Annotated in this window: 7 protein-coding genes; 2 read left to right on the top strand and 5 right to left on the bottom strand. The window is 72.5% G+C overall.

Going from position 1 to position 7,543, the window contains the following annotated elements:
* The first annotated feature begins 25 nt into the window (after positions 1–25).
* Together DMB66_RS12070 and DMB66_RS12075 are read left to right on the top strand one after the other, a co-directional pair.
* A complete protein-coding gene (locus DMB66_RS12070; protein ID WP_125804143.1) occupies positions 26–1,723 on the top strand; it encodes an ABC transporter ATP-binding protein in 1,698 nt (565 codons plus the stop codon).
* A complete protein-coding gene (locus DMB66_RS12075) occupies positions 1,720–3,504 on the top strand; it encodes an ABC transporter ATP-binding protein (protein ID WP_125804144.1) in 1,785 nt (594 codons plus the stop codon). Before DMB66_RS12070 ends, DMB66_RS12075 begins: the two co-directional genes overlap by 4 nt.
* Here DMB66_RS12075 and DMB66_RS12080 read toward each other — a convergent pair.
* The 5 genes from DMB66_RS12080 to DMB66_RS12100 all read right to left on the bottom strand — a co-directional run.
* Complete coding sequence (locus tag DMB66_RS12080; protein WP_125804145.1) at positions 3,464–3,730, bottom strand: DUF1707 domain-containing protein; 267 nt, start codon at positions 3,728–3,730, stop codon at positions 3,464–3,466. The genes DMB66_RS12075 and DMB66_RS12080 overlap by 41 nt on opposite strands.
* Positions 3,731–3,751: 21 nt before the next feature.
* Positions 3,752–4,927 (bottom strand): ROK family protein, encoded by a 1,176-nt coding sequence (locus DMB66_RS12085; protein ID WP_125804146.1) that lies wholly within the window; start codon positions 4,925–4,927, stop codon positions 3,752–3,754.
* Between the two features lie 31 nt (positions 4,928–4,958).
* Entirely contained in the window at positions 4,959–6,215 is a 1,257-nt protein-coding gene (locus DMB66_RS12090) for a sugar ABC transporter permease (RefSeq protein ID WP_125804147.1), read from the bottom strand.
* Positions 6,212–7,018: an ATP-binding cassette domain-containing protein gene (locus DMB66_RS12095; RefSeq protein WP_125804148.1), complete on the bottom strand. Its 807-nt coding sequence runs from the start codon at positions 7,016–7,018 to the stop codon at positions 6,212–6,214. Before DMB66_RS12095 ends, DMB66_RS12090 begins: the two co-directional genes overlap by 4 nt.
* Positions 7,019–7,056: 38 nt before the next feature.
* On the bottom strand, positions 7,057–7,543 hold a 487-nt coding region (locus tag DMB66_RS12100; protein ID WP_148112730.1), incomplete at its 5' end, for a substrate-binding domain-containing protein.

Below are 7,543 nucleotides of genomic sequence, written 5' to 3' on the forward strand. Positions count from 1 at the left end.
GCGCTGGCGGTACCGTCGGGAGAGAATGCGCGAGCTGCCGCCTGCCGATCCCGGCATTCCCGACGACCGGTCCGCCACCCGATACCTGGGCTGGCTCGCCCGGCGCACGTGGCCATCCGTCGCCGCCGCGGTGGTCTTCGCCATCGTCTGGATGACCTGCCAGGCGCTGGTACCGGCGGTCGTGGGCAGGGCCATCGACGCCGGCCTGACCCACCGGGACAGCGGGGCCCTGCTCACCTGGTGCCTGGTGCTGCTCGGCCTCGGCCTGATCCAGGCGGGCGCGGGGATCGCCCGGCACCGGCTGGCCGTCTTCAACTGGCTCGCCGCCGCCCACCGCACGGTCCAGGTGACCGTCCGGCAGTCGAACCGGCTCGGCTCGGCTCTGCCACGCCGGCTGAAGACGGGTGAGGTCGTCGCCATCGGGACGGCCGACCTGGGACACATCGGCGGCGCCGTGGAGATCACTGCCCGGGGCACCGGCTCAGTGGTCGCGATCGTCACCGTGATAGTCGTCCTGCTGCTCACCTCGGTGCCGTTGGGGCTGGTCGTGGTGTTCGGCGTGCCGCTGCTGATGGCCGTGGTGGGGCTGCTGATCCGGCCGCTGCACCGCCGCCAGCAGGCGTACCGCGAGCAGCAGGGGCGGCTGACCGGCCGGGCCACCGACCTGGTCGGCGGGCTGCGGGTGCTGCGCGGCGTGGGCGGCGAGCCGGTCATGTCCGGGCGCTACCGGGAGCAGTCCCAGGTGCTGCGTGCGGCCGGCCTGCGGGTGGCCGCCGTGGAGGCGTTGCTGGAGGCCGCCCAGGTGCTGCTGCCGGGCATCTTCCTGGTCCTGGTGACCTGGCTGGGCGCCCGCTTCGCGCTGTCCGGGCGGATCACCCTCGGGCAGTTGGTCTCCTTCTACGGGTACGCGGCGTTCCTGGTCGCGCCCCTGCGCCAGCTCACCGAGACGCTCGACAAGCTGACCCGCGGGCACGTCTCCGGCCGCCGGGTGGTGGGGATGCTGCGGGCCCGTACCGACCTGCCGGACCCGGACCGTCCGGCGTCCGCGCCGGTCGGCGGCGAGCTGGTGGACGGAGTGTCCGGGGTGGTGGTGCGGCCGGGGCTGGTCACCGCGATCGCGGCGGCTGTGCCCGCCGACGCGGTCGCCATCACCGATCGGCTGGGCCGGTACGTCGACAGTCCGCCGGGTACGGCGGCGACGCTGGCCGGCGTACCGTTGAATGATCTTGATTTGGCCACGGTGCGCGCCCGGATCCTGGTGGCCGACAACGACGCACGCCTGTTCTCCGGTCCGCTGTGGGCGGATCTGGATCCGGCCCGCGCGGCGACGCTGCCGGCCGCGCTCGCGGCGGCCGGCGCGGACGAGATCGTCGCGGCGCTGCCCGCGGGGCTCGCCACGGAGGTCGCCGAGCGGGGCCGCAGCTTCTCCGGCGGCCAGCAGCAGCGGCTGCGGCTGGCCCGCGCCCTGATCGTCGACCCGGAGGTGCTCGTGCTGGTCGAACCGACCAGCGCGGTGGACGCGCACACGGAGGCCCGGATCGCCGACCGGCTCGGCCCGGCGAGGCGCGGCCGCACCACGGTCATCTGCTCCACCAGCCCGCTGGTGCTGGCCCGCGCCGACGTCGTCCTCTACGTCGAGGCGGGCCGGGCGGTCGCCGCGGGCACCCACCGGGAGCTGCTGGCCCGCAGCCCGGGCTACGCGAGGACGGTGTTGCGGGAGTGAGCACCGCGCTGCCCGTGGCGGACACCGAGCAGGTCCGCCGGTACGCCCGCGCCCTGTTCCGCCGGCATCCCCGCCCCCTGATCCTCGCCGTGTCGCTGCACGCCGCCGCCGCGATCGCCGGCCTCGCCGGGCCGCGGCTGCTCGGCGAACTGGTCGAGTCGCTGCAGCACGGCGCCGGCCTGGGCACCGTCGACCGGATCGTGCTGACCATCGCCGGGTTCATCACGGCGCAGGCGGTGCTGGTCCGGTTCGCCTTCCTGGCCTCGGCCCGGCTCGGCGAGCGGGTGCTGGCCGAGCTGCGGGAGGACTTCGTCGACCGGGTGCTGGCCGTGCCGCTGTCCATGGTGGAGCGGGCCGGCACCGGCGACCTGCTCACCCGGACGTCGCGGGACGTCGACGCGCTGTCGCGGTGCGTGCGCTTCGCGGTGCCCGAGACGATGATCGCGCTGCTCACGGCCGCGCTGGCGGTGGGCGCGCTGGTCCTGGTCAGCCCGCTGCTCGCCCTGCCGTTGCTGCTCGCGGTGCCGGTGCTCGGGCTCTCCGCCCGCTGGTACCTGCGCCGGGCCGGCCCCGGCTATCTGCGCGAGAACGCCGCCTATTCGCAGGTCACCGACGGTCTCGCGGAGACCGTCGAGGGAGCCCGGACGGTCGACGCGCTGCGCCGCCAGCGGGACCGGATCCGGCGTACGGACGCCGACCTGCGCCGCTCCTACCGGGCGGAGCGATACACGCTGTTCCTGCGCACGGTGTGGTTCCCCACGGTGGAGGTCGGCTACGTGCTGCCGGTCGTCGGCACGCTGGGCATCGGCGGCTGGTTCTACCTGCAGGGCTGGGTCAGCCTGGGGCAGGTCACCGCGGCCGTGCTCTACGCCCAGCTGCTGATCGACCCGCTCGACCGGTTCCTCGGCTGGCTGGACGAGTTCCAGGTCGGCGCCGCCTCGCTGGCCCGGCTGCTGGGCGTGGCGGACACCCCCGACGCGGCGCCCGCGGCGGACGAGACACCGCGCGGCGCCCGGATCGTCGCCGACGGTGTGCGGTTCTCCTATGTCGCGGGGCGGCCGGTGCTGCACGGCGTCTCGCTGACCATCGAGCCGGGGGAGCGGCTGGCGATCGTCGGCCCGTCCGGTGCGGGCAAATCCACCCTGGGCCGGCTGCTCGCCGGGGTCTATGCGCCCGGCGAGGGCTCGATCACGGTCGGCGGGGTGCCGCTCGCCGGCCTGCCGCCGCACCGGCTGCGCACCGAGGTCGCGCTGGTCAGCCAGGAACACCACGTCTTCATGGGTACGCTGCGCGACAACGTCGCCATGGTCCGGCCCGGGTCGGAGGAGCACGAGGTGCGCGCCGCGCTGGCCGCCGTACACGCCCTGCCGTGGGCCGACGCGCTGCCGGCCGGGCTGGACACGGAGGTCGGTGCCGGCGGCGCGACGCTGTCGGCGGCGCAGGAGCAGCAGGTGGCGCTGGCCCGGCTGGTCCTGGCGGACCCGCACACGCTGGTGCTGGACGAGGCGACGTCGCTGCTGGACCCGCGGGCCGCCCGGGACCTGGAACGGTCGCTGGCGGCGGTGCTGAAGGGCCGGACGGTGGTGGCCATCGCCCACCGGCTCTTCTCGGCGCACGACGCGGACCGGGTGGCGGTGGTGGAGGACGGCCGGATCACGGAGCTCGGCTCGCACGACGAACTGGTGGCGGCGGGTGGTTCCTACGCGGCGCTGTGGGCCTCGTGGCATGGCGCGCCGCCGGTCACCGCAGCGCCAGCGCCACCCCGAGCAACACCAGCGTGACCAGGGCGACCGCGAAGACGACCAGCAGCTCGCGGCGCTGCTTCTCCTCGGGGGTCTCGGCGGGCAGGTCGCTGACGACCGCCGCCAGCTCGTCCATGGTCCGGGCGTCGCTGACCACCCCGACTCGCTGGGCGAACTCGTCCAGGGTCAGCCGGCCGGCACCGGTGTGCCGCTCGAGCGCGGCCACGATCCGCTGCCGATCCTCGTCGGAGGCGCGAATACTCACGGGGGCACTCTAGCCCGTGGGTCACAACAGTGGGTCGGCCAGCAGCCGTTCGAAGGCGAGCTCGGCCGCGCCGATCAGCGCCGCGTCCGTGCCGAGTTCGGGGGTGCGCAGCCGGACGTGCTCGCGGCAGGCCGGCAGGGCCACCTCGTTCAGGCGGCTGCGGATCTGGGCCGCCGCCACCAGGTAGATGTCGCGCAGCGTGCCGCCGAAGATCACCACCTCGGGGTTGAAGATGTTGATCAGGTTGCCGACGCCGAGGCCGATCCAGTCGCCGACCCGGCGGACCGCCTGCTGGGCCGCCCAGTCGCCGCGCATCGCCGCGTCCACCAGCTCCAGCACCGCCTCGCCGCCGCTGAGGTGGGCCCGGCCGGCGAGTTCGAGCAGCGCGAACTCGCCGATCTCCGTCTCCCAGCAGCCGCGCGAGCCGCAACCGCACGGGCGGCCCTTCGGGTTGACCACCATGTGGCCGACCTCGCCGCCGTAGCCGCCGTGGCCGGTGACCCGGCGGCCGCCCGCGATGATGCCGCCGCCGACGCCCACGTCGCCGTACAGGTAGATGACGTTGTCGCAGCCCGCCGCCGCGCCGCGGCTGTGCTCCACCTGGGCGGACACGTCGGCGATGTTGCCGACGATGAGCGGGCCGACGTAGCCGATCTCCGCGCTCAGCGCCTCGCCGACCGGCTCCTCGACCCAGCCGATGGTGGGTGCCAGCCGGACCATGCCGTCGTCGCGGCGGACCATGCCGGCCACCGCCAGGCCGCCGCCGACGTAGCGGGCGCCCTCGGGGACGGCCGTGCGCATCTCGTGGATGAAGCCGGCCAGCGGCTGGATCGCGTCGATGACCTGCATGCCGCGCGGGCGGTCGGTCTCGCGCCGGTCCAGGATCCGGCCGCCGAGCCCGACCCGGGCGGCCCGCAGCCGGTCCACCTCGATGCTCAGCGCGTACGCGTAGACCTGGGCCGACTCGGGCCGGACGACCAGGGAAGGTCGTCCGGCCCGGCTGGTGTGGTCGGGTGGCCGCTCGGTGACCAGCCCGGCGGCGGCCAGATCGGTGGTCAGCGCGCCGATGGTGCTGCGGTTCAGGCCCAGCTTGGTGGTCAGTTCCGCCCGGGACGTAGCGCCATGAACATGTACGTATCGGAGCAGGGTGCCCAGGTTGTGCCGGCGTACCTCTTCCTGGCTGGGCCCGGCTCGCATCAGCGTGCGGCCTCCTTGCCGTTCGGCTTGCTCATCGGTTGCCGGTGGCTGCTGCTCTGCGCCGCGACAGCGCGTCGACGCTGGCCGCGGCCAGCAGGATCAGGCCGGTGAAGATGAACTTCTGGCCGGCGCTGAAGCCCATCAGGCCCATGCCGTTGTCGATCACGGCGATCACCGCGCCGCCGATCACCGCGTCCAGGACCCGGCCCTTGCCGCCGAAGAGGCTGGTGCCGCCGATCACGGCCGCGCCCACCGCGTACAGCAGGACGTTGCTGCCGCCGGAGTTCGGGTCGACGGAGTTGGCCCGGCTGGCCGCCACGATGCCGCCGATGGCGGCCATGAACGAACCGATGACGAAGACCGAGATCCGGATCCGGTCCACCGGGATGCCCGCGCGGCGGGCCGCCTCGGTGTTGCCGCCGACGGCGTAGATGTGCCGGCCGAACGTGGTGCGCCCCAGCACGAAGGTCCACACGACCAGCGCCACCGCGATGATCGGGGCGACGATCGGCACACCTTTCACCGAGATGATCAACGGATTGATGCTGCGCTCCTGGGTCAGTACGGCGACCGCCGCGAACAACAGCACGGCGAGCGCGACGATACGTCCCAGCACGATACCGATCGGCTCGGTGACCAGGCCGCGGGCGGCCCGCCCGCGGACCCGGGTGAACTGCAGGCCCGCGTACGCCGTCACCGCCACGACCGCGAGGCCCCAACTGAGCGCGGCCGACATGTTGTTGTTGGCCACCGCCAGGACGAACGTGTCGCGGATCGAGACGTTCGTGCCGCCGCTGAGCAGCACCAGCAGGATGCCCTGGAACGCCAGGAAGCCGGCCAGGGTCACCACGAAGGACGGAATGCCCAGTTTCGACACCAGAAAGCCCAGGCCGAAGCCGATGACCAGGCCGGTGGCCAGCGCGACTGGGATCGCGGTGAACCACTCCCAGCCGTGCTCGGTCAGCAGGATGGCCATGACCGCGCCGCAGACGCCGCTGGCGAAGCCGGCGGAGAGGTCGATCTCACCCAGCAGCAGGACGAAGATCAGCCCCATCGCGATGAAGATGACCGCCGCGCCCTGCGAGAACAGGTTGGCGAAGTTGATCGCGCTGAAGAAGGTCGGCCGGGCGATGCCGAAGATCAGACAGAGCAGGATGAGGCCGAGGACGGCCGGCAGGCTGCCGATGTCGCCGCCGCGCACGCGAGCCCAGTAGTCGTTGAGGTGGCTGCCGACGGTGGGCCTGATGACCTGGACGCCGCCGGCCGTGGTCGTGGTGGTGGGTGTCATCGGTCAGCTCCCGGAGGCATGCGGGCGGCGAAGTCGGAGGGCTTCTCCGGTGGGAGGCCGAGGTTGCCGCTGCGGCCGGAGGTGATCAGTTCGACGATCTGGGAGTGGGTGACGTCGCTGGTCTTGACCTGGGCGGCGGTGCGGCCGAGGTAGAGCGCCGCGATGCGGTCGGAGACGGCGAAGACGTCGTTCATGTTGTGCGAGATCAGCACGACGCCGAGGCCGTTGTCGGCGAGCCGGCGGACCAGTTCGAGGACCTGGGCGGTCTGGGCCACGCCGAGCGCGGCGGTGGGTTCGTCGAGGATGACGACCCGGCTGTTCCAGAGCACGGCCTTGGCGATGGCGACGGTCTGGCGCTGGCCGCCGGAGAGGCTGGCGACGAGTTGGCGCAGGGACTTGACGGTGCGGACCGAGAGGCTGGCCAGGGTGTCGCCGGCCATTTGTTCCATGGTCGGCTCGTCGAGGACCAGCCCGCGGACCTTCTCGCGGCCGAGGAACATGTTCTGGACGATGTCGAGGTTGTCGCAGAGCGCGAGGTCCTGGTAGACGACCTCGATGCCCAGGGCGGAGGCGTCGCGGGGGCTGTGGATGGCGACCTGGTCGCCGCCGAAGGTGACCGTGCCCGCGTCGATGGTGTAGATCCCGCTGACGCATTTGACCAGGGTGGACTTGCCGGCGCCGTTGTCGCCGACGAGCGCGGTCACCTCGCCGGGGTAGACGCTGAGTCCGACATCGTGCAGGACCTGGACGGGACCGAAGCTCTTGTCGATCCCGCGCAACTCCAGAAGAGGTGTCGCGGCCACGGGGTTACTCCTTCGGTGGATGCGGCCCCGACGTGGGGTCAGCTGATGCCGTTGTCCGTGCAGAGCTTGGCGAAGTCGGCGGTGCAGAGCTCGGCCTTGGTGACGAACCCGTCGGCGACGACGTCCTTGACGTTCGCCTTGGTGATGGACTGCGGGTCCAGCAGCACCGAGGGCACATCCTTGCCCGAGTCCGGGTCCTTGATGGTGCCCGTCGCGGTGGTCGGCTTCTCACCCTTGGCCAACGAGATCGCCAGCGCGGACGCCGCGTCGGCCTCCTTCTTGATCGCCTTGTAGACCGTCATGCACTGGTCACCGGCGAGGATGTTCTGCAGACCCTGCACCGTCGCGTCCTGACCGGTGACCGGGACCTGACCGTTCAGCTTGTTCTTCTTCAACACCGAGATGGCCGCGTTACCCAGACCGTCGTTGGCGGCCAGCACACCCTTGATGTTCTTGTTCGAGGTCAGCATCTGCTCGAAAATCGTGCCACCCTGGGCGTTGTCCCAGTCCGGCACCGACTGGTTC

Source organism: Actinoplanes sp. ATCC 53533 (assembly GCF_003947245.1).